Here is a 22,767-nt window from a genome sequence, read left to right on the forward strand (position 1 = left end):
TGCAAGCAGCAGTCGAGGCCATTCGCGGGCGACGACGAGCCGCAGGGGAGAGCGCTCGGGATAGAGGTTGGTGGCGAGCCGGGCGCCATCTGCGGCACCGGCGCGCCCACTAACAGGATGATTGCGGGTTCAAAGATCGACATTGCCACTGTCCAGCTCCCCCTTGGTTAGCCGAAGGACGGACATCATCAGCGCCACGTCGATCAGCCGCGTACCGTGGTCGAGCATCCTGATAATGCCGTTCATGAGCGGGCGTGCCGCTTCCCGGCCTTCGTTGCTGGCCTTCAGCCGGTCGGCGACCGGAATCAGCCATCCCCGTTCGACCATGTCCGCCACTGGTCCGGCTGCGTCCTGCGGCGGGATGGCACATTCGAACCAGCCCGCCAGGACCTTACAGAGTTCCTCAATCCGCATGGGCTGTTCGGCGCGATAGATGCACAGGAAGCTCGCGAGCTGGAACACCGTCATGTCCCAGCCGCATGGCGAACCGCCGCCTGACGAGAGCAGGTCATTTGCCGTGGAGATCATAGTAGGCCTGTATCTTGTCTTGAATCTCGCTCATCGTTTCGACCTCGTCGGGCAGCTTGGCTGCATCCATGAAGTCGGCGTACACCTCGGTGAAATCCATTATGGACAGGTCGAGTAAGGCAAACTCCTCGATCGTGAAGCCTTCACACTGTTCCTTTTTTGGCGCGCCCCATGGTCTACCGAGCTGGACCCGGCCCTGTTCCTGAAGCACACGACTGAGCTTGCTTTCGAAACAGCAATACGCCGTCCGCTTGGTCTTGCAGATGCCGAGGAAGCTGGACGAACAATATGTCCCGACCTTGTGGCAGAAGCCCATGCGATCCTTGATATCCAGCTTCATCTCGTCCTGAGAACAGGCGAACAGGGTGAGGAACGGCGTGGCGAAGGCCGCAATGGCGAGCGGGCCGCCCGCCAGTGCGGCCGCGCCGGCCGCAACCGGAACGACGCCCGAGACCTTTCCCGCACAGCAGTTGATCAGGCCGAAGACCGGCTTATGGCAGGTCTCGCGCGTCCCCCTGAAGACCGTGAAATTGGTCTCGTCGAACTCCTTGCCTGCCTGGTCGATCGAATGGAGCGCGACCAGCGCCTCCTTGAACTCGGTCGACGCCTCCCGGACGATCGGCTCGCAATCGCCGTTGATGCAGTAGACGTCGTTCCCACAGATATACTGGTTCGGGTCGGCCGAGGCGCCTCCCGGGGTCGGGCATTTGTAGACCTTCTCCGTCACGTTGCACGGGCCGCCGTCCGGGTCTTCATCCAAGCAGTCGTCACGCAAATACGTGCACGAGCGGTTTGCCTCGAGATCGGCGCAGTCATTCCCTGTCGTGATGTGATTACACGTGTAGGTCCGGCTCCAAGCCCAGCACGGCTGTGTGATCGCGACCCCTTCTACCTCGCGCGTCACCGGATCGCTCGATGTGCAAACTTCTTGCTGAAGGCTGCACTCGCTGTTGCCGGCGTACGGCGAGCAGGCACTCTCGTCTCGCGAAGTCCCCTCGTAATGCTGCTGCGGGCCAACATACACCGGCGGTGCCGCCGTGCGCCTCCAATAGCTCCGGGTCGATGAGCCACCCGGCGTCGAGGACGCTTCCGACGAACAGGTATAGGTCCGATCTGATGTCGTCGACCAATAGGTGGTTCGTCCCGCCGTGATGCGCCGATGCTGATCGGCAAACACCTCGTTCGACATTGTGCATTGCGGTGCCGCTTCAAAGCCGGAGCAGCTATTGTGCGTCTCGACCGGCGTAACTGTCGTCTGATATTCGAGGCACCTTCGTCCAGCGTATCTCACGCACCGCGTCGCTTCGCTTGTCAAAAACGCTGTTCCGCAGGTGTAGACGTGGGTCGTCGAGAAGCTGTGGTTGAGACCGACCGAGCATGAAGGGGTCGACTCCTCGATCTTCGCGCCGGAATTACAGGTCGCTTCATAATAGCCGTCGGCTACTGCGCCGGGCGGCAGCGGCGTGCAGGAGCCGGCGCCGCCGGTAATGCTCTCGCCGTCGAGGTACGCTGACGGGTCGTTCTCGACCTGGGTTGCGCGATCCGTCGTCGCGAGGATCTCGTCGTTGCTGAAGGTTGGTCGCGTATGCGCGGCGTCCGTTGTTATCTTATATTGCTCGTTGCTCGATTTTGCCGAAGCGGCGGCTGCTTCCAGTTTATCGGGATCGTCGAAATAGGCGCCTTCAGGCAAGGTCGTGCCCGCATACCCTGGCACCGCCTCGGCTTGAGCATCGTCGCGGGGAACAAGCGTCGAGTCCGACTTCTTCTCGTTGCCCATGGCCTTGCCCTGCTCGCGCGCCTGCTCGAGCGTCATCTGCGCCCCCAAAGGACCGGCGGCGAGCAAGGCGGTGACGAGCGCGACGATAAGCGCTGAAGCCTTCACTCCCGTCCCTTCCGCATATTCGAAAGGCCGACAGCGGCGATGCGAGCTCCCGGTCCGTTGCCCTCGGCAAAGGAATTGAGCGCATATTCGACCGTCACGTTGCCGGTCATACGGTCAAAGGGTGGAACCTTGGTCTGACAGGAGAAGCCGGCACAGAGGTCGAAGTCCGAGGAGACGGCCACATAGGTGGGGACCGCCTGCACGTTGAACGCGCGGAAGAGGCGCGGATCGATGCCGATATTTGTGAAATCGCCCTGGCTTTCGACAATCCGGCCAAGCCTGCCCGCGAACTCTTTCATGGAATTGTTCGGGAAGCCCCGGAAAACGACGACCCCCCCTGCCCTCGCCGTGTCCTTGATGAGCTGCTTAAGCGACTGCGGCGGCATCGACAGGCTCGCGAAGACAATTAATTGCGGAGCATCGCCGCCCTTTGCGCTGGCGTTCTTCGACGCCCCCTGCACGATCTCATCGAAGTCGATCGGCCCCGCCGGGCCTTTGGGCAGATCCTTCGCCGCGACCTGGCGCATGTTTTCCGTGCCGCTTTCGCGGATCGCGACGGCTTCCTCCCTGAACTCGTCTCCTCGGTTCTTGACCTGGTCGACGAAGGCCTGTGCGTCAGCCGCCAGGTCGGCCGAGCGCTTCTTGATCGCCTGTACGTCGAGCTCGTCGACGGTCTGGGCGAGCAGGGCCGAAATCCCGGCGGTTCCTAGAAGGGCGGTGATGCCCCAGGCCAATAGGCGCATCGTCGGTCCCCTACAGCACGCAGCAATTGCGCTTGCGCCAGATGAGGTAGCCCATGTCCTCGCCGCCGGCGGGGTAGGCGCGACCCGCGTCGGGCGGCATGGTGGAAGCGCCGATCGCCGAGCACGCGAAGCGGCCGCTGACGGTCGGGATCGGGTTGACCATCTGGAAGCGATATTGCTGCTTCCGCATGATCGGCATGAGGTATTTCTTGCACAGGCCCTTCGAGCCCATCGTTCCCCAAGCCAGCGCCTCGCGGTGCATCTTGTAGGCGAACCGGGAAATCGCGAGACGTGACGACTGCACATGCCCGATCGACGACGGGATATTGCCGTTGAGCGGGTACATGCTGCCCTGACAACCCGCGCACCAGAACAACGGATCGAGCGGAAGGCCGACCGTGCCGGCGATGCAATCACCGGCGCACGCTGCCTGCGCGATAGGGTTCGCGAACACGATTGCCTCCGGGTTGATGAGCGTGGTCAGCGAGTCATCCTGCCAGAGCGGATCGATCTCGGTCATGTAGGCGATATCGAACGACGCCTGCTCGAAGCACACGAAATCGGTCAGGATCTCCATCCAGTAGAGAAGTGGATATACATACCAGTGGACGTGCCATTTGGCCGTGCTTTGGGATCGACCGCCGACCATCGATGGCCCGGCCAGATAGCCTTGGCCGATATCGAAACCGGGCGCGATGCGGACCCCGCCGAGATTCGGGAAACACCATGGCTTCATCGTCACGTCAGCAAGCCGCGCCGGCTCCCAGAAACCCACCGAAATGCCGATGCGAGGGAGCGGATCGCTGCAGACGCATACCGGCGACGCTGGATTGCTCGGGTCGGGTCGGCTGCTCGGCCAGATCTTGAGCCCTCCCACCGACAGAGGAAACAGGCACGACCAGCAGACGTCGGTGATCGGATTGACGAATTTGCCGTTGCAGGTCGGACCGGCTGCCTCCGCTTTGGGAACAAGCGCGAACATGACCGTCAACAGCAGAAGGACACCAAGGACAGGACGCAGCCAGCGCATCATTCACTCTCCCCAACGCGCTCGAGGAAATCCTTGTCGATGCGGTGCTTCCGGACGAGGTAGAGCCAGGTGTAAAGCGCCGTCGCCAGCAGCAGGATCGCCACGAGGACCGGCGCCAGTTGGCCCGCTATGCGATGAAACGGCGTGAATAGGGTGACAGTGAACGCCAGCGACAGGCAAAGCCCCTGCCAGGTGAACCGCATACGGCGGAGCGATCGGCTTTCGGGTGCCGCCATCGGCGTGCGCAGAAGGTCCAGCCACAGCGGCATCAGCCGATGCTCCCTTTCTTCAGTACATGCTCCGAAACCCGCATGATCCTGCCAGCCTGGGTCACGACGGCAGGCGTATGCTGAACGCCGAACTTGGCCGTAAGCTTGCCTTCCTGATCGAAATAGAAGCGCCGTTTCCGCGCCGTCATCGCCTCGATCGGCGAGCCGTTCACGAAGATGATCTTGGCCTTGAGATCGGTGTATCGCCTGGTCGCCCACGCGATCTGCGCATTGTTGTCACCGTCGATGAAGACGAGGTCCTGCTTGATCGCAACGAAGTCGAGCGGGTTGATCCTCTGGCCGGCGGCCGCGATCAGGTTGCCCTTCTGGTCGTGGATGTCGCGCTCGAGCGTGACCGACGGATCATAGTCCCAGGTCCGCGCTTCTTCCGCCGGCGTGATGCCCGCCACCGGGGTCGGCCGACGCACCTTGGCCTCGGCACGCGCGGCGAACATCTCATTGGTTCTCGCCAGTTCGCCGGATGCTTCCGCGCGCCTCAACCGCGACTCGATCGTCGTAAGCAGATCCGGCTCGATGACCGGAAAGGCTTGCCCCGCTTGCCCGTAGTCCTTGGCCTCGATCCGCGCCGGCCCCACGAACGATGCGGTCACGGTGACCACGGTCGCAGCGACGCCGACGGTCAGGAGATCAAGCACGGTTCTCACAGGATTGGCTCCCCGGTCCCGACGATCTGCTTGCGGCAGACGAGACCTATCTCTGCGTAGCGGCTGTCAAAGCCGTCCTTGTGGGGCGTGCCGGCGAAGTAACAGCCTTGCGGGATTTCACCGACGACGCCGGGCGTCAGCGGCTCGCCAAAGCGTGTCAGCGGCTTCATTTGGGCCACCATCTTGCCGTTGATCGTGACGATGGAACCGACATGGCCAACCACATCACCCGGCATCCCATAGGCGATCTTGCCGAACATCTTCGGCTTGGCGCCGAAGTGACGACGCACCAGCGCATTGCGGGGAGGATCGAAAAAAACATATCCGCCGCGCCCCGGGAGCTGGTTCCGGTGGATCACGAACGCCCAGTTCGGAAGCGAATCCGTCGTGTTGATGAGGAAGGCATGCGCATCGCGCCAATCGCTGATCGCCGTCAGGACGATGCTGACGACAAGGAACGCGCCCAACATCCCCCAGAGGCGTTTCCGCGGCCGCCAGCGCGGACTGGGCGCGTCACTGACCGCCGTTGCCATCGGGGCCTCCAAAGGTGGATACCGAAGCTCCCGGCGCTCCGTACTGCATCGGTTGCTGCGTTGGGGCCTGGACCGGCATCGCCTGTGGCGGCATGCCCTGCGCTGCGGCCATCGGATCGATCGTTGCAGCCGGGCCAAGGGGTTGCGCCGCCGCCGGCTGTGCGGGGAGCTGCGCCGCGCCAAGCTGTTCGAGCCGCTGCAAATCCTCGGCCGATGCCGGTTTGGGACGCGCGATACCGGATGCGTAGACCGCCGCCTTCAGGCTGTCCGTGATGTCCGGCACGTTCTTCGTCAGGACGGCTTCACCGACCAACACCACCTGGCCGTTGGCGCTACGCCGCTGCAGCTCGCTGTCGAGCGTTGCCATGAACGTCCGCATTTCAGATTCGACCTGAGCGGGCGGCGACGCTGATCGGGCCTGCCCCTGCACATACTCGCCCACGATCGACGACAGCCGCGCCGAGACGATGTGATCCTGTTTCGGCGCGACAAGGGCCTTCGTCACCCACATGCACCAGATGATCGCCAGCAGCGCCAGTCCGCCGATGATGATCTGCACTTTTGTGAAGCCGGCGAAGACAGTTTTGCGCTTCACCGCCACGGCTTTTGGCGCGGACGGGGGACCGGACGGCAGGTCAAGTTCGGGCTGTTCAGCCATGACGGCGACTCCCTTCAGGGGTGCGCGCGGGAAGAATGCTGTGCCGGCGGAAGAAGATGATCGCCGAGGACAGAACAAGGTGCGCGATGGTGATGGTCTGTTTGAAGGCGGCGATCCGGTCGGCGTCCGCTGCGACATACCGGCTCGCGAAATTGTTGAGCTGGTGCATCAACCCGTCGATTGAAAAGCCGCCGATCACGAGGAAAATGAGAAAGAACATGCCCCACGTCATCAGGAGTGTCGTGGCCAGAAACCCGGTGAAATGCAGGTAGAAGTACAGAAAATACCTGCCGTCGATGGCCGGACGGCGGACCGCAGCAGCGGCCGTGTCGATCGGTTCCGGAATAATCGTCGCCATGGCTTACTCCGCAGCGATGGCGATATCGTCATGGGGGACGATATTGCTCACCCATTTCTCGGGGTTGTCGGGATAGGCAATGCGCTCGATCGCCTCGTCCATGCTGAGCCCTTCGGCGATCATCGCGTCGATCGCGGCGAAGGTCTTGGGGCTCGAGGAGAACAAAGCGGCCGAATAAGGATCGAGAACGAGGCGGCCGACGGCGAGCGTCTCCGGGCCCTTGATCATGATGTCGGAATATTCGAACCCGTTGCGCTTGAGCGACCGCAGAAGGGCGTCGGTGTAGTCGTCCATCTCGAAGCGATCGTGCTTCTTGAAGTCCGCGATCGTCTCCGGCTTTTGCTGCAGGATGACGAACCAGTCCGAGTTTTCGAGCGCGGCTATCGAGCCGGCCGATTTGTAATAGTCGTTGAGCGATTGCGTCGCCGTCACCAGCGACGCACCATATTTGCGGCAGGTACGCGCATAGGTCTCGATGAAGTCGGCCATCGCCCCGCCGCGCAGCATCTGCCACGCTTCGTCGAGCAGGAGAGCCTTCGGGATCGCGCGGTCGACCTTTCGCATCATCTGCTGCGACATGAACATGATCGCCGTCAGCACGACGCTGCGCAGCTCTTCCCGGGCCGACAGGTCGGACAGCTCGAACACGGTAAGCTGCGCCTTCAATTCGAATGACACCTCGCCCTTGAAGAACTTGCCGTAGGTGCCGCCCGACGAGAAGGGCCGCATCGCGATGCCGAGGTCGGCCGCGAGCGGGTTGCCCGTCGCACCGAGCGCTTCGATCACATGGTCGATCGAGCCGCGACGGCCGTGCTTTTCCCAAACGTCATTGACCGCGCCGTCGATCAGACCGCGCTCGGTATCGTTGAGCCGGTCGATATGCCGCGACATCTGGTTGATGATGGCCTTGAGCATCGCCATGCAGTCGAGCAAATAGTCTTCGTCCTGGGCGGCTTGTTCCTCGTCAATCACGGAAAACGGATTGAGGCAGAAGCCCGAGCTCATCGTGAATTCGACAAATGCCCCGCCCTGCAGCTTGGCCGAATGCTCGAACGATCGACCATCGTCGATCACCACCACCTTCGAGCCGGCTCCGCACAGCGACGCGCACAGTTCCTGCAACGCGACAGACTTGCCCGACCCCGACTTGCCGAACACGGCGACATTATGGTTGCCGGCGGCGTTCTCGAACGGGCTCCAGAAGAAGGGCTGACCGCGGCGGCCGATGAGCAGCAAATGCGGCACCTGGCCACCAAGATACTCACCTTGCAGCGGCGCGAGATTGGCCGCCGTCGTGGTCAGCAGCGTCCTCATGCGCTTCATGCGATCGAGATCCTTGGAAAGGCCGTTGGCCATCGTCATGGGCATCGCACACAGCAGGCCCATCACCTGCAGGTATCGATCGTCGAGAAGATCCCAGCCCGCGGCACGGTATACCGACTTCAGCACCCGCTCGTTGGCGTCCCCCCTCCCCTTCGGCGAGAAGGACGTTACGCTGTAAAAACAACGAACCAGCTTTCGACCCTGCCGGATTTCCTCATTGACGTACCGCCATTCCTGCGACTGATCTCGCAATTGCGGGAGGAAGCGAGCTGATTTGGAATCCGCGAGACTCGTTGTCCGCATGAACTTGAAGCTGGCCCTGTTTGTCGACGATTGCGTGTCCGGATATTCGAGGCAGAGGTTCGTCGAGATCGGGCACGGCATTCGCAGCTTGTCGGTGAACATATCGCCGATCAGGCGAACGACATCCCACGGCGCCCAGCGGTTGGGCAGGTTGCGGACCGAAAAGGAGCGGACGTCGAACACGTCGGGGTAGATCTCCCCGATTTCGGGTGCGCCCTGCACCTTCTTGCCGGTCGGGCGGAAGCGCTCGGTCCGCAGCAGCATCCGGTCGGGCTCGACTTGCAGCTCGATATCGCGGCGGACCGCCTGATCGGCGATCGGGTCCAGCGGGTTGTAGCTGACCACGTCGTCGCCAGCAGCGGTCGTCGGCGACGTAATGTCATCGATCCATCCGATCAGCGCGACGGGATCCATCTTACGGGCCGAGACATTCACCGACGCAAGGGCGGAAATGAGGCCCTCCATGATCGATACGATCTGTTCGACCGAAATGCTGGACGTCTCGGGCGTCGAGTAGGAGATCGCGACACGGTGGTTGCGCAGGCAGAACGGTGCATCGGCCGAGAGCGATTCCCAGACACCATCGGTCAGGAAGTCGACGCGATGCTTGGCCATGCGCTCGTACACGCCCCGCGCCGCGTAGCGCGGCAGATACCATTTGGAGAGCCGTTCGCCGATCCGCGGGGACATCCACTGATGGAACTGCAGACAGCCCGGCGCCGGGATCCCTTCCGACAGAAACTGCGTCAGGATCTCGCCGGTGCGCTCGTCCGCGCCCACCAGCGGCGCTGCCTCGATCACGAAGCCGCGCGAGGCGCTGTTATAGAATATCCCCGTTTTCGGGTCGTAACTGCGGTAGGGGAGCCAATGCGCAAGCATCGGCGCCGCGAGGTCGGGTCGCTGCGCGTCGGGACGTTTGGTGTCGCCAAACACACCGGCGAGCAGATTGTCGAAGAAGCCGGGCTTGGCGCTCATGTCAGTTGTCCTCCGGGACTGCGGCGGGAAACCCCGCTGCACGGACCGTCGCCTTCGGCGTCGGCTTCGTTTCGGGAAGGACGGCGTCAGATGCCGCCTGCTGCGCGGTCTGCTCGACGCCGCGCGTCGCCGATTGATAGCGCGGATCGCCCTTGACCCGTGCCTGCGCCTCGGCACTCGAGGTCGTTTTCGGAAGTGGTGTCGCTAGCGCAGCCTGCTCGGCTGCCGGCCGCGCCGTGGCCGCCGCCTGAGTCGGCACCGGCGTGCCCGGGGGAGTCGCCGCTTTCGAGGCGGCCGACGGAACGCTCGGCGCGACGGGTTTCGATACGCCCGTCGCCGCACTCGCCGAGGAGGAGGCTGCCGGCGTACCCGTCGTGACGGCAGGCGTGCGACCCGCCCTGGGCGCGAGGCGGGACGCAACATCGGCCTTGATCGCTTCGACGGGATCGGCCTTGCGTGCGCGCGCGGCGGCGACCACGGCGGGATCAGGGAGGTTGGGATCGATCGAGGCGACAACCGCGTCAGGCGGATCAGCTCGATCCACCGCTTCCGCGAGCGTTTTGGGACGCTCCAGCGTTGCGACAGCGTTCTGATCCGGGATCGGCGTCGCGGTCGCCAGCGCCTGTTGCTGCCATTCGCCGCGCGCGACAACGGCATGAACGGCGCTGGCCTCGTGCAGACGCCCGCGCTCGTCGATATAGGGCTGGAAGACGATGCGCAGCACCCGCTCCCAGGTGCGCCCCGCGTCGACCTGCTGGACAGGGGTCCGCTGGCCGGATGCTGCGGTACGATATGCCCGGGCCTTCGGCGCGTCGTCCATGTACGGCCCCGCCGGCGTCGTCGAGGCGCCGTTCGCATCGCCCGAGATCATCGCCAGCGCACGATCGTCGATGGTCGACGTCGGCGCGCAGATCCCGTCTGGCGCGGCGCATGAAAAACTGCCCTTAACATTACCGCCGAAACTGGCGCATCCGCCAAGAGCCACCAGCAGGGTCAGGCTCGCGAACGCCGGCAGCCGCCGAGAAACGCCGCGACGGGCGGGCGCGCTCACGACTTCGCTCCTTTGAGCCAGGCCTCGAGGAACTGCTTGGGTCGGTAGCCCTCGAGCACCGCGCCGTCGCTGCGAACGATGACTGGCGTCCCGCTAAGACCATGCTGATGTGCGAACTTCTCGTTCGCATCGAGCCCCTTGGTGTCACAGGACGCTCCGCTTTTGAACGGCTCTCCAGCATAAGCAGCGTGCAGCGCCTGCTCCTGGTTCCTAGCGCAGTAGACACGATCGGCGACATCTCGGCTGCCCAGAACCGAGATCGGCCGCTCGACCACCCGCACGTTCATGCTGCGCAGCACGGATGTCAGCGCGCGACAATAGCCGCAGCGGAAATCGGTGAAGACCGTGACGGTTTCGGCCGCAGCCTTGTTGCCCCAGACAATTGCGCCCTCCTTGGGAAGGCCCGCAAGGGACAGCATCGTCGGCTTCGACGGGAGCGACGTCTTTCTGACACCCGTCGCGGGCGAACGGATATCGGCCGATTCCTCCGGCTCGCCCGTGGCAGCAGCGGCATTCGCCTTGGCCGCGCCGCCAACGAGCATGTCGGGGTTGATCTCGAGCAGGCGCGCGGCCGTTATATCCTGCCGCGTTTGCATGTCGTAAACCCGGCCGATGACCAGATATCGCGCGCCGCTATCGACATAGAACAGGTTGGAGCCGGCGGTTATCTCACAGAGCCCGGTGATCTTGCCGCAGTCGATCGCGTTGATCGGGGTCATCGGCAACCGCGTCTTGAGCAGAAGGCGAACCTTGTCCTCGGGCTTTTGAACGTCGGCTGCAAGCGCGATGCCGGCGACGCTCAATATCGTGGCTGCGAGCATCAGGCTTGACGGCCGTGCCAAAGTGCGAAGGCCGCCTGAACGATCAATTGCGAACATATACACCCTCCAAGAAGACGATTTCGACGTCGACACCGGTCGGCATCTCGATGACGGGCTGGTACTGCTCGGCGCGCTCGATCAGATATTTCGAGACCATGTCGCCCGTTTGAGCCACGCCCTCGCCAAGGCCACCTTCGAGGATCTCACCCGTGGACAGCTTGTCGCGCTTGCCGTTGGTGCTGATATTGGTGCCCTGGAAAACGGAATTGGCGTTGGCCGAGAAGCCCCGACCGAAGCCCCCGGCGAGACCCGCGATGAAGGCCTGCGTGACCAGAGAACCCTCGCGCGATACGACACGGCCGCGAACCCCGGTTTTGCCGCCAAAGGCGATGAATCCCTTGACCTCGGAGACGGCATACCGCCCGCCCGGCTGCGGGCAGGTCATCTTCTGCAGCTTGACGTAAACCTTCTCGCTCGAGAGATCGCCGCGCGCCGCGCCGTTGATAAGGCAACCTTCGATCTTGGTCGTGAGGAGCCTGCCATTCTGGTAGACCGACCGCGCAGGCCCGGTGACACGAAGAACGACGGGCAGCGGGTCGGTCTGGCTGTTGACGCCCGCGCTCGCATCCACCCCCACGATGACCTTCGCCGACGCGAAACTGTTCGGCGGCAGGTAGTTGATGCTGTCGGTATAAACCGTGTTGCCCTTGGCCACCTTCGATGCCGTGCCGGTATCGGCCGTCGAGAAGCTGACCATCTTGACCTCGCTCCCCCGCCCCATGTCGGCGAGGCGGGCACCAGGCGCGCCGTCGGGGCGTTGGTATGCTTGCGCTCCGCTTGGTCCGTACATCGCGCCAGGACCAGGAACCGGGGGAGGCGCGGTGCGCTTGTCGGCGATCTGCCGCTTTAGCTGATCGTTCTCGGCCTGATAGGCGGACAGGACGCGCGCGCCATCGGCCTGCATCGACTGGTTCTGGCCCTTCAGAAGCTCGATCTGCTGCGCCAGCTGGTCCATGCGCTGTTGCTGCGAGTTGACCGACTTGAGCTGGTTCTCAGTCGACTGGAAGCGGTTCTCGGAGAGCGCCATCCATTCCTGCTGGGAGAGATTGCGATTGACGAGATCATTTGTCGAAACCTCGACCTTGGTGACACCATCATCAGCGACCTTGGTCTTGTCCTCGCTGCCGCCGAAGATCCAGAAGGACGACGCGACAAGGCCGACACCAGCGACGCCGGCCAGCAACAGGCGCTGCTTTTTCCGCACGGCCTCATTGGCCGACAGTTCGTTGGCGACGGGCGAAACCCCTCCCCCTTCCTCGCCATCGAGGGCTTTGCGCTTGCGTTGGAAGAGATCGGCAAAGGCCATGTCCTTACCTCCCGTTCTGCGAGACGAGGTAGGCCGTGGTGACCTTACCCGGTGCGAGCCTGGGCTCGGCGATGGAGACGGCGAGCGCACTTGCCGGAGCAACGGTCGCCTCGGTCAGCTCGACCGGCGCATCGCTCTTGTTCTCGATCCGCAGCACCTTGCCGATCAGGTCAGACCCGCGATATTCCGCGATCATCTGGACCTTGAGGTTGCCGACATAGACGGGCCTGAGCGCGCGCTGCCGCATCTCGTAGCCATCAACGACGCTGTTAGAATACATGGCCTGGACGAGCTCGACGGCGGCATCCTGGGGCCCGGCCTTCTCAGGCGCCGCATTCTCGGCCACCTTCTCCTTTGCGATTGCTGGATTGGAGATGAAGACCTGCGCTGCCTGGTCACCGGCGACGCGGCACACGAACTTGTAGACGTAACCGCGCTTGCTGGTCGCGAAGAACGACAGCGCCGGCCTCCCAAAGCCGTCCGGAACCGACAGATATATGTCGCCTCGCACCGGCTCGTTGACGACCGAGAAATCGTCCTGCGGATTGCCCGTCGAGATCTTCGACACGGACGCGAACTCATCCTCGACGAGGCTGATCCGGGTGAGGTCCTTGGCCGACGCGGTGCAATCGACCTGACTGCTGTCCGACGCCATGATCGTTTGATCGGCCCAGGCAGGGTCCGCCATGAGAAGGACCGCCAGGCCGACCAGAGACGCCCCAATGAAGCGGCTCGCGTGGCAATAGGTGCGCGACAGGAAGGCGGCGCCGGTCACGGCGCTGCCAAGGGCATAGACCGACATCATTGATCCTTTTCCTTGCCGGTCGTCACCATTCCGAAGCCAACCAGCTTCAGCGAGACGCCGGAATATTCCCAGTCGAAACGGAAGGTCCGGCGTTCGTTGGACACGACTTTGTTGCCGACAATCGTGTGGAGATCGCCGGTCACCGTGGACCACAGATTCTTGGGGTCGATCTCCATCGTCTGGATCGTGAAGAACTGCGCGATCGATGACCCGCGCTGCTCATTCACGATCTTCATGAGATCGGCTTTCAGCTTGCCCTGGGCACCAGGGGCGGTGATGTCGAGAACCGACTTCATCCAATATTCGAGGTTCTGGGGGCTCCGATCGAGCGTGAGTACCGCAGTGTCGCGCGTAATCAGCTCGAGATATTCGCGGGAAACGCCTGCGCTGCTCACCGTGAGCGGGGAACGAAGGACCGGCTGCAGGACGATTTCACGATCCCGCGTGACGGTGACAAAGAACAGCACGGCCGTCAGACTTGCGAGCGCCGCCGCGACCACCACAAGAAGATTTCGCTGTCTGAGGATGCGCTGGTTTTGCGCGTGCTGATATGTGATTTCCATGTCACCCTGCCATCAAGCGAAGATAAGAGGGTGGTGTCGCCTTCATGCCGGTGAAGCCGGCAGGAAGGTGCCAATAAGCCATGTGAAGCAGCCACGACGCCGCCCGACCTGCCTTAGCCTTTTTGAGACCCCACCAGCCTGCGCCCGCGAGCAACATGCCAATGAGAATATGCTGAGACAGGATTCCCCAGATGAATGGGATCACCATTGCGAGGAATTCATCCAGCGTCCACAGCCCGATCAGCTCGGGATCGTCCAGATGAGACGGTATGACGTACTTGTCTGCGGCCATTGCACCACCCTCCCCAAAGCCCGGTCGAAGCTGCTACTTCGCCCGGCCGTTGGCCCTGTCAGATCGTGGCTGTCACCGTGGAGGTGACGATCGGAATACCAGTGCCGGCGCCGACGCCGACGCCGACCGGGATCGCGATCTGGCCCATGGAGAAGCGGCCCGAGGCCAGCGCGACGATGCCGCCCGCGAGCGACAGGACAGTGATGATCTTGCCGCCCGAACCCTCAAGGAAGTCGGTGAACTTCGTCAGGGCCGTGTCGAACGTGGTGTCGGCGCCGGCGAATGCCGGTCCGGCGAACAGGAGGAGCGCGAGCGCGAGTGCGGCGAGGGCGAGGATTGCCAACTCCGCGCGTCCGCTGTGTTTCAGGACAGACTGCATGATGGGTTTTCCCTTCAATGGAGACGCGACGGATCCGCGCCCATTCGAAAGGTGACCCCGGGGGGAGCCCGGCTGCAACGCGAGGTTCCGGAACGTGCGGGGAAAGGTGAAAATTTTCACCGCGCAAGGACCTTCTGCCCCGGTTTCCGGGGCGCCCTGCCCCGTCGGGCAGGGCGCACTGCCCCTAATCCCGGGGCACCTCGCCCCGTGCGTCAGGGCACCCTGCCCCACATATCGGGGCGGCCTTTCGGTCAATTGCGATACGGTATGGATGCGAGTAGATTCGCGCTCTGGAATCGAGGTGGTTTCAGGCGTCTAGAATTCAACTAAGCTCTGCGGGTCGGCCGTTCGCCGAGGGTAAACCTATAACAGGGTGAGGGACGTGCAGGAATGAGTGGGGACTCTCGCGGCTATGCTCTCGATATTTCAGAGCACCTTTTTCACCTGACCACCGAGAGTCTGCGCCTTCGCTCCAATGAGACCAAGCGATATCAGACACTTGCCAGCCTGGTTAACTCTCGAGCCGCCTTCAGTTGCAAAATGGAGGAGCATGATCCCGAGATAATACGCGATCACCTCGTCACGATACCGACGAAAGGCGATATCCGGATTTACCTCAGTATCTCGCGCTCCAGCGCCGATTCACTTGTCGAAGCAAAGAAGCGACTTGGGAGCCAGATTGGATCGAATCTAACGGTCGGCGATGCGCTGTCGATACTGCTTTTTGATTACGTCGTCGAACAGAAGGCGACGCGAGTACTTGAACGGCTCGGCCTCGACGAGCCGAAAGGAAAATGCGCCGAGGCGAATGCGAACGAGTCGCAAGACGAAAATGTCGTTCGTCTCAAGTAGTTACCGCTTCATCGTGGGGCAATGTTCGGCTCTGGACGGGGTTGCAATGGCTGTGCTGGTATGTTCTCCTCTTCGAGTCCGAGCGGAATACAGGGGGCCAGGCAATGTCATCCCTTGCCAGGATAGAGGCAACAGCGGCGACCGCATTAGCGGTTGACGATGCGCAGCGGGATTACATTCCAATGATCCTTCAGGCGATGGCCGAGAAGGACACAGGTCAACGCAAGCTTGCCTTGAAGACGGGCATCAGCAAGACCCGCCTCGCCCTTATTCTGCATCACGATCCAGCCAAGCGCGCCGCCATGACGCTGGTCGAATTCCAGACGGTCCTGCACGCGTTGGACATAAACATTATCCAAGCCATCATTCGCGTAGAGGCTTTTCGCGACCAGGAGCTCCTGCACGACGCGCGCTACGCGACCCTGATTGCAATGCTCAGCGAAATGTTCAGAGGTCTGCCTTCAATGCTGGTCGCAGCCCTCGAAGAAATTGAAGGGATGGATGGCTCCGAAGTCCGACGAGAATGGGCCGGGCCACTGCAAGCAGCGGTGGTCCAAAGGCTGGTCAAGGAAGTCAGTTCCGTTCTCGTTCGCAGAGCCAATCTTTCAGAAATAGCCAACCTCGCAATATAGCGACCAAGCCCCGACGGGCTTTTTTTTTGTCGCGTTTTCCCTAATGACACGAACAACAATCCATTATTCGCTGGAACGCCGTCAAGAAACCGACACCTCAAAAGGTCGACACGGTGGCCGAACGCCCGAAGCGAGCGCGCTGGACCGACGGCGCGGGCGATGACGGTGTCTGAACCGTGCCAACTCTCGAGAGCCCGCTCAATCGAGACCAGTTCAGGAGAATATCGTCGACATAGGCTTGGGTCTCGGCAATCCGCGGTACGAGGCCGTTGCGCACCCTGCCCGGTCCCGCGTTGTAGGCCGCGAGCGCCAAGTGGTATTGACCGAACCGATCAAGCTGCTCGCGCAGATATTTGGCTCCGCCTCGCAGGTTATCCGCGACATTGTAGCGATTTACACCCAGGCCCACTGCCGTGTCCGGCATGAGCTGGGTCAAGCCGAAGGCGTTCTTCGGGGAATAGACGCCAGATTGATAGCGGCTCTCACGGATGATCATCGCATCGAACAGGCCGACCGGGATGCCGTACTGGCAGGCGATGTTGCTCATCATCGAATAGTAGTTCTGCCGACGATATTCGGTGTCGGCCGTGAGGAAGCCGCTAGGTCGATAGCCGGCGGCGATGCAGCCAGGCACATAGCGGTTAACTGCGGCCGCAAACACCGGCCCGCCCCTCATCCATGCCGGAATCGGCATCGAAGATACCGAAGGGATCGTATAGCCTGCGACGGGCGCTGCGCCGAGCTGGGCTACCCCGACATGCGCGAACGGATCATCGTCGTCGGCGGCTGCCTGCGCCGCTGAAGGAGTCCGAGGGGTGAAGCTGTTGGCCATCTGAAATTCGACCCATCGCCGGCTGAGATCATGCACCCGAAATTCCCCCAGCACCACCCCAATGTCGACCGACGGTTTGGTTTCCACCCCTCGTCCTGCGTCCGGCCCCGGCGATTCGGCCGACGCTGGTGCTGGCGTGGCGCCCGTCATCGAGATCAACTGCACGGAGCGAACGGCTTTTCTATCCTGAGGCGCCGCCTGCAGCATCGACGCGCTGCCCATCAGGATTGCTACACCGCAAAGAAGATAAGACCTCATTTTCGGCCTCCCGAAACCGCCATTTCGAAAGTGGGGATCGACAGAACGGGATTGTCAATCCCGCCGACCTGAGTGAGAATCCCCTATTCCTCCTCCGAAAGGGTCGTTCATGTGGTTGATCGATCGCCATGGCGACGGGCGCAGTGCGCGCCGAATCCCCCTCCCCGACCCTGTCAGGTCGGCTCTGGTCCGATGGTACGCCGGCGAGGGCTCCCGAGGGGACGAGGAAGCGGGCATCATGTTGGTCCAGCAAGCCCGGATTGGCGGTAAGTGGATCGCATGTGACTGCCGGGACGACGACACGGCGCCACCCATCCTGACCCCTGCCTTTCTCTCCGAGGCGGAGACCTATTATCTGCGCCGCCTCACCAGCTCGAAGCGCCCCGAACACCAACCCGATTGCCCGTTCTTCCGCGATCAGGTGACGAACCGCATCACCGAGATCCGTACTCATCAGACACCGGCGGATCCTCCCACAGGCTATTTCGAGGTTTTGCGGCCCGCTCCCGAGAAGCTGGCCCAGCGACCGGAGGAAGACACAAGCGACGATCGGACCCGACATGCTTCGGTGCCCCGCCTTGCGCGGCTGCTATGGCGACTTCTCGACGTGGCGGGCCTCAACCTCTGCGCGCCGTTGTCGCATGATCTGGTCGACCATTCCATCAGCGACGAGTTCAAGGCGCTCACCGCGGCCGCGGGTAAGATCGAGATCGCGCCTGGCATCGAGCTCGGTCGAGCGCTGTGGACCCACGCCAAGGCGCTTCACAGCAACCGCGTTTATGCCGGACTTCGCGAGCTGTCTCGAAACTGGCCGCGAGGCCATGCGCCCCAAGCGTTCCTTACCCTCTTCTCGCCCGCGTTCAAAGGAGCGCAAGTCATCGTTCAAGGGTGCGAGCCCGTCGTGATCGCCAATCGGGTTCAATCCCCGTCTGTGCGGGGAAATCCGATCAAGGGCCCCTATCTTGTCATCGTCGTGGCGGGCGAATATCCCGAAGCGCACGGCTACGCGCCTTTGCGAGCCTATGCCCAGCCGATCTATTCGGGCAGGCGCTTCATTCCCGTCGATTCAGAGTTTGAGCGGACCGTTTTGCGCGAGCTGCTGGCGGCACGGCACTATTTCGATCGGGACGGGATCGACATCGCGATCGAGAAGCCCGTCTTTGACAAGCTGACGCCGATCGGCGCCTGCAGGCCGGATTTCGTCCTCGAGGCTCGCTCACGCTCCACGGGCGAGATCCGGCAGCTCGTCGTGGAAGCAATGGGCTTCGAGGATGAGGATTATAAGGCATCGAAGGCCGTCACGCATCCACGAATGGCGCAGATCGCCCCGGTGGTCAGCATCACGCCGGCACATCTCCACGAGGGCCATGTCCGCGCCATTCTGACTGGCGCGCTCAACGCTTAATCCTCTACAGCGCTGCGGTGGCCGTCAGCCCCATGACATCGAGGCGGCGAAAGCGCCCACGATGCCGAGGGTGACGGGCGTCGATATGAAATAGAGCTTCTGCCAGCGCCACCAGGTCTTTGGCAGGAAGAGAGCAGCGGAGCCGAAAGAATCGATATTTGTCCACGCGCGCTCGCGGTAGATTTCGATAAATGTGGTTGCGACCGACAAAATGACCGCGATGCCGCAACACAGGCCTGCGGCGACGTAAAGAGCGATCCAGTTCGCGATCTCGACCTGTGTCAGATGCGCCATGATCATGCCATCACCTTTGCGACGACTCGCCAGATTTGCACCCGGCGTGTGTCGGCCCCGCCTGACGTCCCTGCCCTGCCCTCCTCTACCCCATCATGGTGAGCAAGGCCTTAATTGTCGACGTAAAGGCAAAAGCATCAGCCGGTATGATTTTTCTTGCCGCCAAACGGCAACATTCCATCGCATAATCGCCGATAAATCAAGGGTCGGAGAACTACATATTGCGTTGCACAACGTGAATGAGGCTAGGTGAAGCGGATGTTGCGCCGGGATCACCGACCTCCAGGCGGATAGAGCTATGCTGGTGACGGTCCTCTTCATTGTCTATCAGGGCGTTGAGGCGATTACGGTCCACGACGCCGAAGCCGCCGCATGGTCTGAGCTCATGAAGTTCGTGGACAGCCAGTGGCACCAGCGGTTCGACGATGAGCCCTACCTTCTCGAAGAGCAGGAACGCGCCAAGATGTTCTTTGCCGATGAGGATGATCTTTTCATCCTGGCCGAGGCTGACCTTACGGAACTGGCGGACCGCGTCGACGAGCTGAGCACCGAGGCCTGTGGATGTTGCCCCTCCCCTGTTCGACCATCATGACCTTCTGATTTTCGATTTCGCTTTCAATCTGCTGGCGCTAACCTGTTCGCAAGGAGCGGCTCGCGCATGTTCGAATGCCTTATCCTGGGTGATAGCACTGGCGTCGGCACGGCGCGGGCGATCAATGCCCGCTACGCCCAGCAGTGCGATGTCCAGGCAACCGAGCGCGCCACTGCAGCCCAGATCCTTGCTTGGCGGCGGCCAGCCAAGCGCTACGGGACATCGATCTTTGCGATAGGATCAAATGATATGGCCGGTCAGGGACTTCTCAATAAGCTCCTGAAAATCCGAACGAGCGTTTCGGCGAAGCGTGTCATCTGGTTGCTGCCTTATGCGCGCGCCCAAGCTTACACGGTCAGTTCTGTCGCGGCGACCTTCGGCGATGAGACGCTCGATCTGATGCGCTTTCGCTCAGAGGACAATGTTCATCCTCTGAGCTATCGCGATGTCGCGCTCCGCCTCCTGCGCTAGGACCGATCAACCAACACCTCCCGACCACAGGCAGCACCCGCGCTGTTGCGCCGCGGAAAACCGCATCGCCAGCCGTGCGCTCGCTCCATTTTTCGCTGCAAGCTTCGCGCCGTAGCGCATCACGGTCTTCGGATCGTGCCAGCGATACGCCTGCATGATCGCCGTCAGTGAAATTGTCCCGGGCGATGCGTACGCGGATCTAACGGCTCGACACCGCTTTGAGCGAGCGGGCGCACCCGGTGTCGCCGGCGACCGACGGGCGAGGCTTCGCGGCCTCAAGTGCAATTTCATTTGGCCGTGGAGATAATTTCAGATAGACGCCCACACTCTTTCATTTAGGTGCTGATTGGGCTTCAGACCGCCATGCTTCTTCGTCATGCAACCCATCGCGTCCATGAGGCCCTGCAGGATACCAGGGTGGTCATGCTGGCCGGACCCCGGCAAGCAGGCAAGACCACCCTCGCCCGCTCCCTCGCGGAGAAATCCCGGACCTATCTGACGCTTGACGACGCGACGACCCTGTCTGCCGCGAAATCCGATCCGGCCGGGCTGGTGCGCGGGCTTGACCAGGCGATCATCGACGAGGTCCAGCGCGCACCCGATCTGCTTCTGGCCATCAAGGAAAGCGTCGATCGGGATCCCCGCCCCGGCCGCTTCCTCATAACCGGCTCGGCCAATTTGATGACGCTGCCGCGGATAGCGGACTCGCTTGCGGGCAGAATGGAAATCATCCGCCTCTTACCGCTCGCCCAATCCGAGATTCTTGCGCAGCCAGCACCGCGCTTCCTCGAGTCCCTCTTCGCCGGGCGAGCGCCGGAACCCGGAACGCTGCGGCTCGGCGGCGACCTCGTCGATCTGGTGCTGGCCGGCGGCTATCCGGAGGCTGTCGCGCGCAAAAGCTGGACCCGACGCCAGGATTGGTACGACAACTATGTCGAGGCCGTGGTCGAGCGAGACGTCCGCGACATCGCCAACGTCGACCAGCTCGACCGCATGCCGCGCCTGCTTCGGGCACTTGCCGCTCATGCCGGACAATTGATCAACCACGCGGGTGTCGGCGCCGGTCTCGATCTCAATCATGTGACCACCCAGAAATATACCGGGATCTTCGAGCAGCTGTTTCTCGTGCGGACCTTGCCGCCCTGGCACAATAACGCCCTCAAGCGCCTGACCAAGAAACCCAAGCTGCATTTCCTCGATTCAGGCCTGCTGGCCGCGCTCACCGGCCTCACACCCGAAAAGGTGGCGGCGGATCGCTCCCGTTTCGGCGCCATTCTCGAAACCTTCGTGTTCTCGGAGATCCTCAAGCTCACGGGCTGGTCCGACGACCGCTTCTCGCTGAGCCACTTTCGGGACAAGGAGCTGGATGAGGTCGATATCGTCCTCGAGGACCGGGACGGGCGGATCGTCGGCCTGGAGGTCAAGGCGTCCGCGACGGTCCGCTCCGAGGATTTCTCGGGCCTGCGCAAACTCGCCGCTGCGACGGGGCAACGCTTTGCGTTCGGCGCCGTGCTCTACGATCATGAGCAGACGATAGCCTTCGGCGACCGCCTGGCCGCAGCACCGCTCTCCAGCCTCTGGGGCTGACGACCACAGCCGGCTGCGATGGATCCTCAGCTCTCCCCAGTGGCAGATGCCGACAGCCGCGCCGCCATCCGCGCACTTGCCCCGCTTTTCGCCGCGAGCTTGGCGCCGTAGCGCATCACCGTCTTGGGATCGCGCCAGCGATAGGCCTGCATGATCGCGGGCAGGCTCTCGCCCGCCACGAAATTGTCCTGCGCGACCCCGAAGCGCAGCGCCCGCGCCTGGCGCTGGCGGGTGCCGAGCGTCTTGCGCGCCGCCTTCAACTCAATCCGGACCAGGGGCGCGGCGGTGGGGTCGTCGAGCCCGGCCATGCGATAGGCCCAGCCGACATGGACAAGGTAGCGCGCGATCGTCGCGGCTGCGCGCACCTTCTCGGTCGAGGCATCGATCCCCGCCAGCGCGCGCACCCAGCCCGCGACCATCTCCGCGTCGGCGTCGATAGCGCGCACGCGCGCGGTGCGGCACCTCAGGGCAAAGTGTCACAGCCGACAAAATGACGAAATCTGCGGCAAAGGGGATTCACTTCACCCCCTATATGTGCTTGATTCAATCCCGTTATGTTGCACGCTCCGATCATTGGCGACGGCCGCCCGCAACTGGATATGCCCTGCTTGCTGGAAATGCTTGCGCGGTCATCGTCTCGACCGCGCTACGCTTTTATGGTGCTCAACCTGATTGCACAGGTTTCCCGATCCGACGGCAGCGCGGGGCCCTTGGTGGCCAAGGGCGGCGGCCTCATTCCCTTGCGCGACTGGCTTTGTGATGCGCTAACCCCGATGGGGCAGCGTGACCCCCGGCGCGTTGCCCTGGAAGAGCGGATACGCAGCGATCTGGCAATGTCGGGCGCATTGCCCGCCAATGTCGGTCAGGCCACGGCAATCGTCGATGACGCCATCCGTGAGCAAGTGCGGGCGTCGGGCAAAACGAATGTGAGCCGGGCGGTATCGGAGCTGGTGCGCGCTGGCTTGCTCAAGCGGCACTATCAGGGCTATTGTGTCGATCATCACAATCGCGGTGCGCAGCGCCAAGCCGTCTATGTTCTGGCAGGCTGTGCGCGCGGTCTGATTGGCGGCAGACAAGAACAGCCAAGAGCCGTGCCGAGGCAGGCAGAACTAGCGTTCTGAACGCTTAGAAATCGACCAGATTTAACATAACTATTATTATCGAACTTTAGATTTGTAGCAGCAACGTTCAAATGTCACAGTTGCGCAAAGTAGAGATGTCTCACTTGGGCTACCGTGCCCTCCGGCTGTTCGGAGGTATTGAGCATGGCGGTGTTGCGTATGAGTACCGAGGAGCTTTC

The 22,767-nt window shown here is 62.4% G+C and carries 27 protein-coding genes and 2 pseudogenes; 8 read left to right on the forward strand and 21 right to left on the reverse strand.

Features of this window, described 5'->3' with window-relative positions:
• Window positions 1-129: 129 nt before the first annotated feature.
• Genes LQ220_RS20095 through LQ220_RS20145 form a run of 11 tightly spaced genes read right to left on the reverse strand, consistent with a single transcriptional unit; the run spans window position 130 to window position 10,087 of the window.
• Window positions 130-528 (reverse strand): hypothetical protein, encoded by a 399-nt coding sequence (locus tag LQ220_RS20095; protein ID WP_230189910.1) that lies wholly within the window; start codon window positions 526-528, stop codon window positions 130-132.
• Complete coding sequence (locus LQ220_RS20100; protein WP_230189911.1) at window positions 509-2,410, reverse strand: conjugal transfer protein TraN; 1,902 nt, start codon at window positions 2,408-2,410, stop codon at window positions 509-511. The genes LQ220_RS20095 and LQ220_RS20100 overlap by 20 nt, the downstream gene beginning before the upstream one ends.
• Window positions 2,407-3,153 (reverse strand): type-F conjugative transfer system pilin assembly protein TrbC, encoded by a 747-nt coding sequence (gene trbC, locus LQ220_RS20105; RefSeq protein ID WP_230189912.1) that lies wholly within the window; start codon window positions 3,151-3,153, stop codon window positions 2,407-2,409. Before trbC ends, LQ220_RS20100 begins: the two co-directional genes overlap by 4 nt.
• A 10-nt stretch (window positions 3,154-3,163) precedes the next feature.
• Window positions 3,164-4,186, reverse strand: a complete 1,023-nt coding sequence (traU, locus tag LQ220_RS20110) for a conjugal transfer pilus assembly protein TraU (protein WP_230189913.1) — start codon at window positions 4,184-4,186, stop codon at window positions 3,164-3,166.
• Window positions 4,183-4,452 (reverse strand): hypothetical protein, encoded by a 270-nt coding sequence (locus LQ220_RS20115; RefSeq protein WP_230189914.1) that lies wholly within the window; start codon window positions 4,450-4,452, stop codon window positions 4,183-4,185. Before LQ220_RS20115 ends, traU begins: the two co-directional genes overlap by 4 nt.
• Window positions 4,452-5,108, reverse strand: coding sequence for a type-F conjugative transfer system protein TraW (gene traW / locus LQ220_RS20120; RefSeq protein WP_230189928.1), 657 nt, complete (start codon window positions 5,106-5,108; stop codon window positions 4,452-4,454). Before traW ends, LQ220_RS20115 begins: the two co-directional genes overlap by 1 nt.
• Before the next feature lie 5 nt (window positions 5,109-5,113).
• Window positions 5,114-5,650, reverse strand: coding sequence for a S26 family signal peptidase (locus tag LQ220_RS20125; protein ID WP_230189915.1), 537 nt, complete (start codon window positions 5,648-5,650; stop codon window positions 5,114-5,116).
• The gene (locus LQ220_RS20130) at window positions 5,631-6,308 is read right to left on the reverse strand and encodes a type-F conjugative transfer system protein TrbI (RefSeq protein WP_230189916.1); all 678 of its coding nucleotides are present in this window, start codon (window positions 6,306-6,308) and stop codon (window positions 5,631-5,633) included. Before LQ220_RS20130 ends, LQ220_RS20125 begins: the two co-directional genes overlap by 20 nt.
• Window positions 6,301-6,666 (reverse strand): hypothetical protein, encoded by a 366-nt coding sequence (locus tag LQ220_RS20135; protein ID WP_230189917.1) that lies wholly within the window; start codon window positions 6,664-6,666, stop codon window positions 6,301-6,303. The genes LQ220_RS20130 and LQ220_RS20135 overlap by 8 nt, the downstream gene beginning before the upstream one ends.
• Window positions 6,667-6,669: 3 nt before the next feature.
• A complete protein-coding gene (gene traC, locus LQ220_RS20140; RefSeq protein WP_230189918.1) occupies window positions 6,670-9,267 on the reverse strand; it encodes a type IV secretion system protein TraC in 2,598 nt (865 codons plus the stop codon).
• A 1-nt stretch (window position 9,268) separates the two neighbouring features.
• Complete coding sequence (locus LQ220_RS20145) at window positions 9,269-10,087, reverse strand: TraV family lipoprotein (RefSeq protein ID WP_354958282.1); 819 nt, start codon at window positions 10,085-10,087, stop codon at window positions 9,269-9,271.
• Here LQ220_RS20145 and LQ220_RS20150 point away from each other — a divergent pair.
• Complete coding sequence (locus LQ220_RS20150; RefSeq protein ID WP_230189930.1) at window positions 10,086-10,334, forward strand: hypothetical protein; 249 nt, start codon at window positions 10,086-10,088, stop codon at window positions 10,332-10,334. The two genes, LQ220_RS20145 and LQ220_RS20150, sit on opposite strands and share 2 nt — an antisense overlap.
• Here the strand turns inward: LQ220_RS20150 and LQ220_RS20155 are convergent.
• From LQ220_RS20155 to LQ220_RS20180, 6 genes are read right to left on the reverse strand one after another with little or no spacing between them, the layout of a single operon-like run.
• Complete coding sequence (locus LQ220_RS20155; RefSeq protein ID WP_230189919.1) at window positions 10,315-11,196, reverse strand: DsbC family protein; 882 nt, start codon at window positions 11,194-11,196, stop codon at window positions 10,315-10,317. The genes LQ220_RS20150 and LQ220_RS20155 overlap by 20 nt on opposite strands.
• On the reverse strand, window positions 11,183-12,505 hold the full coding sequence (locus tag LQ220_RS20160) for a TraB/VirB10 family protein (RefSeq protein WP_230189920.1): 1,323 nt from the start codon (window positions 12,503-12,505) through the stop codon (window positions 11,183-11,185). Before LQ220_RS20160 ends, LQ220_RS20155 begins: the two co-directional genes overlap by 14 nt.
• Before the next feature lie 4 nt (window positions 12,506-12,509).
• Window positions 12,510-13,310, reverse strand: a complete 801-nt coding sequence (locus LQ220_RS20165) for a type-F conjugative transfer system secretin TraK (protein ID WP_230189921.1) — start codon at window positions 13,308-13,310, stop codon at window positions 12,510-12,512.
• Window positions 13,307-13,873, reverse strand: a complete 567-nt coding sequence (locus LQ220_RS20170; protein ID WP_037523422.1) for a type IV conjugative transfer system protein TraE — start codon at window positions 13,871-13,873, stop codon at window positions 13,307-13,309. The genes LQ220_RS20165 and LQ220_RS20170 overlap by 4 nt, the downstream gene beginning before the upstream one ends.
• A gap of 1 nt (window position 13,874) precedes the next feature.
• On the reverse strand, window positions 13,875-14,165 hold the full coding sequence (gene traL, locus LQ220_RS20175; RefSeq protein ID WP_037523425.1) for a type IV conjugative transfer system protein TraL: 291 nt from the start codon (window positions 14,163-14,165) through the stop codon (window positions 13,875-13,877).
• Between the two features lie 58 nt (window positions 14,166-14,223).
• Window positions 14,224-14,544: a TrbC/VirB2 family protein gene (locus tag LQ220_RS20180; RefSeq protein WP_037523428.1), complete on the reverse strand. Its 321-nt coding sequence runs from the start codon at window positions 14,542-14,544 to the stop codon at window positions 14,224-14,226.
• Window positions 14,545-14,934: 390 nt separating this feature from the next.
• Here LQ220_RS20180 and LQ220_RS20185 point away from each other — a divergent pair, with 390 nt between their 5' ends.
• Together LQ220_RS20185 and LQ220_RS20190 are read left to right on the forward strand one after the other, a co-directional pair.
• Window positions 14,935-15,396 (forward strand): hypothetical protein, encoded by a 462-nt coding sequence (locus LQ220_RS20185; RefSeq protein WP_037523431.1) that lies wholly within the window; start codon window positions 14,935-14,937, stop codon window positions 15,394-15,396.
• Window positions 15,397-15,500: 104 nt separating this feature from the next.
• A complete protein-coding gene (locus tag LQ220_RS20190) occupies window positions 15,501-16,028 on the forward strand; it encodes a hypothetical protein (RefSeq protein WP_037523433.1) in 528 nt (175 codons plus the stop codon).
• Window positions 16,029-16,125: 97 nt separating this feature from the next.
• On the opposite strand, the gene LQ220_RS20195 is transcribed toward LQ220_RS20190, so the two are convergent.
• Window positions 16,126-17,118: a lytic transglycosylase domain-containing protein gene (locus tag LQ220_RS20195; RefSeq protein ID WP_037523436.1), complete on the reverse strand. Its 993-nt coding sequence runs from the start codon at window positions 17,116-17,118 to the stop codon at window positions 16,126-16,128.
• A gap of 109 nt (window positions 17,119-17,227) precedes the next feature.
• Here LQ220_RS20195 and LQ220_RS20200 point away from each other — a divergent pair, with 109 nt between their 5' ends.
• Window positions 17,228-18,523, forward strand: coding sequence for a hypothetical protein (locus LQ220_RS20200; RefSeq protein WP_037523439.1), 1,296 nt, complete (start codon window positions 17,228-17,230; stop codon window positions 18,521-18,523).
• Window positions 18,524-18,547: 24 nt separating this feature from the next.
• Here LQ220_RS20200 and LQ220_RS20205 read toward each other — a convergent pair whose 3' ends face one another.
• Window positions 18,548-18,817, reverse strand: a complete 270-nt coding sequence (locus LQ220_RS20205; RefSeq protein WP_037523450.1) for a hypothetical protein — start codon at window positions 18,815-18,817, stop codon at window positions 18,548-18,550.
• 298 nt (window positions 18,818-19,115) lie between these two features.
• On the opposite strand from LQ220_RS20205, the gene LQ220_RS20210 reads away from it, so the two are divergent.
• Both LQ220_RS20210 and LQ220_RS20215 read left to right on the forward strand, forming a co-directional pair.
• Complete coding sequence (locus LQ220_RS20210) at window positions 19,116-19,409, forward strand: hypothetical protein (RefSeq protein ID WP_037523442.1); 294 nt, start codon at window positions 19,116-19,118, stop codon at window positions 19,407-19,409.
• 66 nt (window positions 19,410-19,475) lie between these two features.
• Window positions 19,476-19,880, forward strand: coding sequence for a hypothetical protein (locus LQ220_RS20215; protein WP_037523445.1), 405 nt, complete (start codon window positions 19,476-19,478; stop codon window positions 19,878-19,880).
• 6 nt (window positions 19,881-19,886) lie between these two features.
• Here LQ220_RS20215 and LQ220_RS20220 read toward each other — a convergent pair.
• Window positions 19,887-20,109 (reverse strand): annotated as a pseudogene (locus LQ220_RS20220) (hypothetical protein); the annotation flags it as partial.
• A 194-nt stretch (window positions 20,110-20,303) separates the two neighbouring features.
• Between LQ220_RS20220 and LQ220_RS20225 the strand changes: the two are divergent.
• Window positions 20,304-21,467 carry an ATP-binding protein gene (locus tag LQ220_RS20225; protein ID WP_200894572.1) on the forward strand — a complete coding sequence of 388 codons (1,164 nt, stop codon included), beginning with the start codon at window positions 20,304-20,306 and terminating at the stop codon, window positions 21,465-21,467.
• Window positions 21,468-21,493: 26 nt separating this feature from the next.
• On the opposite strand, the pseudogene LQ220_RS20230 reads toward LQ220_RS20225, so the two are convergent.
• Window positions 21,494-21,889 (reverse strand): annotated as a pseudogene (locus tag LQ220_RS20230) (hypothetical protein); the annotation flags it as partial.
• A gap of 132 nt (window positions 21,890-22,021) precedes the next feature.
• On the opposite strand from LQ220_RS20230, the gene LQ220_RS20235 reads away from it, so the two are divergent.
• Entirely contained in the window at window positions 22,022-22,588 is a 567-nt protein-coding gene (locus LQ220_RS20235; protein WP_230189922.1) for a hypothetical protein, read from the forward strand.
• The last annotated feature ends 179 nt before the right edge of the window (window positions 22,589-22,767 follow it).

The organism is Sphingobium sp. CECT 9361 (genome assembly GCF_918741285.1).
Classification (GTDB): Bacteria; Pseudomonadota; Alphaproteobacteria; order Sphingomonadales; family Sphingomonadaceae; genus Sphingobium.

Coding starts and splice junctions, on each gene's coding strand:
- LQ220_RS20095 (WP_230189910.1), bottom strand. CDS start 528: ATGATCTCCACGGCAAATGACCTGCTCTCGTCAGGCGGCGGTTCGCCA.
- trbC (WP_230189912.1), bottom strand. CDS start 3,153: ATGCGCCTATTGGCCTGGGGCATCACCGCCCTTCTAGGAACCGCCGGG.
- traU (WP_230189913.1), bottom strand. CDS start 4,186: ATGATGCGCTGGCTGCGTCCTGTCCTTGGTGTCCTTCTGCTGTTGACG.
- LQ220_RS20115 (WP_230189914.1), bottom strand. CDS start 4,452: ATGCCGCTGTGGCTGGACCTTCTGCGCACGCCGATGGCGGCACCCGAA.
- LQ220_RS20125 (WP_230189915.1), bottom strand. CDS start 5,650: ATGGCAACGGCGGTCAGTGACGCGCCCAGTCCGCGCTGGCGGCCGCGG.
- LQ220_RS20130 (WP_230189916.1), bottom strand. CDS start 6,308: ATGGCTGAACAGCCCGAACTTGACCTGCCGTCCGGTCCCCCGTCCGCG.
- LQ220_RS20135 (WP_230189917.1), bottom strand. CDS start 6,666: ATGGCGACGATTATTCCGGAACCGATCGACACGGCCGCTGCTGCGGTC.
- traC (WP_230189918.1), bottom strand. CDS start 9,267: ATGAGCGCCAAGCCCGGCTTCTTCGACAATCTGCTCGCCGGTGTGTTT.
- LQ220_RS20150 (WP_230189930.1), top strand. CDS start 10,086: ATGTACGGCCCCGCCGGCGTCGTCGAGGCGCCGTTCGCATCGCCCGAG.
- LQ220_RS20145 (WP_354958282.1), bottom strand. CDS start 10,087: ATGGACGACGCGCCGAAGGCCCGGGCATATCGTACCGCAGCATCCGGC.
- LQ220_RS20155 (WP_230189919.1), bottom strand. CDS start 11,196: ATGTTCGCAATTGATCGTTCAGGCGGCCTTCGCACTTTGGCACGGCCG.
- LQ220_RS20160 (WP_230189920.1), bottom strand. CDS start 12,505: ATGGCCTTTGCCGATCTCTTCCAACGCAAGCGCAAAGCCCTCGATGGC.
- LQ220_RS20165 (WP_230189921.1), bottom strand. CDS start 13,310: ATGATGTCGGTCTATGCCCTTGGCAGCGCCGTGACCGGCGCCGCCTTC.
- LQ220_RS20170 (WP_037523422.1), bottom strand. CDS start 13,873: ATGGAAATCACATATCAGCACGCGCAAAACCAGCGCATCCTCAGACAG.
- traL (WP_037523425.1), bottom strand. CDS start 14,165: ATGGCCGCAGACAAGTACGTCATACCGTCTCATCTGGACGATCCCGAG.
- LQ220_RS20180 (WP_037523428.1), bottom strand. CDS start 14,544: ATGCAGTCTGTCCTGAAACACAGCGGACGCGCGGAGTTGGCAATCCTC.
- LQ220_RS20185 (WP_037523431.1), top strand. CDS start 14,935: ATGAGTGGGGACTCTCGCGGCTATGCTCTCGATATTTCAGAGCACCTT.
- LQ220_RS20190 (WP_037523433.1), top strand. CDS start 15,501: ATGTCATCCCTTGCCAGGATAGAGGCAACAGCGGCGACCGCATTAGCG.
- LQ220_RS20195 (WP_037523436.1), bottom strand. CDS start 17,118: ATGAGGTCTTATCTTCTTTGCGGTGTAGCAATCCTGATGGGCAGCGCG.
- LQ220_RS20200 (WP_037523439.1), top strand. CDS start 17,228: ATGTGGTTGATCGATCGCCATGGCGACGGGCGCAGTGCGCGCCGAATC.
- LQ220_RS20205 (WP_037523450.1), bottom strand. CDS start 18,817: ATGGCGCATCTGACACAGGTCGAGATCGCGAACTGGATCGCTCTTTAC.
- LQ220_RS20210 (WP_037523442.1), top strand. CDS start 19,116: ATGCTGGTGACGGTCCTCTTCATTGTCTATCAGGGCGTTGAGGCGATT.
- LQ220_RS20215 (WP_037523445.1), top strand. CDS start 19,476: ATGTTCGAATGCCTTATCCTGGGTGATAGCACTGGCGTCGGCACGGCG.
- LQ220_RS20225 (WP_200894572.1), top strand. CDS start 20,304: ATGCTGGCCGGACCCCGGCAAGCAGGCAAGACCACCCTCGCCCGCTCC.
- LQ220_RS20235 (WP_230189922.1), top strand. CDS start 22,022: ATGTTGCACGCTCCGATCATTGGCGACGGCCGCCCGCAACTGGATATG.